We start from the raw sequence: 1143 nt of genomic DNA on the forward strand, positions 1-1143 counted from the left end.
AGCAAGCAAGCAAGCAAGCAAGCAAGGAAAATTTATACCAGTCACGCGTCATAATACAAAGGGCTTAGTTTATTTGAAATCAACTATGTCTAATAAATTATTAATTAAGAAGAATGGTTTATGACTCAAAGCAAACAACGCCAGCAAGCCCTCGCGCCTCTAGCACGATCTGAACCTTGGGATATGCTCATTATCGGCGGCGGTATTACTGGGGCGGGCATTGCGCGTGAAGCGGCAAGGCGTGGTCTAGCGGTATTACTTATCGAGCAAAAAGACTTTGCTTGGGGCACCTCCAGCCGCTCTAGCAAAATGGTACATGGCGGATTGCGTTACATAGCTTCGGGCGACTACAAAACCACCTTACTTAGCGTCCGTGAGCGTGAGCGTATGCTCACTGAAGCAGACGGTCTGGTCAACGAGATGCACTACGTCATGCCGCATTATAAAGGTAAGTTTCCACCGCCGTGGATATTTAATACCTTATTAAGAGTCTATGACAGAATAGCGGGCAAGCGCTATTTTAAGTATTTTAAAAAAGACGCCTTTTTGCGTCTAAATCCTAATATAAAGCAAGATAAGTTTTTGGGTGCCAGCCAGTTTAGCGATGCCGTCACCGATGACTCGCGCTTAGTGATGCGCGTTTTAGACGAAGCCATCCATGACGGCGCGCAGGCGATTAATTACCTGAAAGCCGAGTCGCTTATCACCAATGAACAAGGCTTAGTCGTTGGCGCAACTTTAAAAGACACCGCTTCTAAAGATAGCGATCAGACTTATAACGTTTATGCCAAAGTCGTGGTCAGTGCCACAGGCGCTTGGGCCGATACCTTACGTATGCAAGCCAGTAATGAAACCGAGCAAAGCTTCCATAAGCAAATCCGACCCTCACGCGGTAGTCACTTAGTGGTCAGTCAAGAGCGCTTACCTACCTCGCAAGCTTATACCTTTTTACATCCTACTGATAAAAGAGCGGTATTCGTCTTTCCGTGGGAAAACCGTACCGTCCTTGGCACCACTGATTTGGATCACCCGCCTTTAGATGATCAAGAGGTCGGCATTACCAATGAAGAAGTCGATTATCTATTAGACGCGACCAATGGATTGTTTGATGATACGGACTTAAACCGCGAAGACGTTATCAGC

General features: G+C 46.5%; 1 protein-coding gene. It reads left to right on the top strand.

Features of this window, described 5'->3' with window-relative positions:
- Positions 1-120: 120 nt before the first annotated feature.
- Positions 121-1143 (top strand): glycerol-3-phosphate dehydrogenase/oxidase (locus ACTXGO_RS14245; RefSeq protein ID WP_443574974.1); only part of this gene is annotated, 1023 nt, incomplete at its 3' end.

This window comes from Psychrobacter sp. T6-1 (assembly GCF_052258445.1).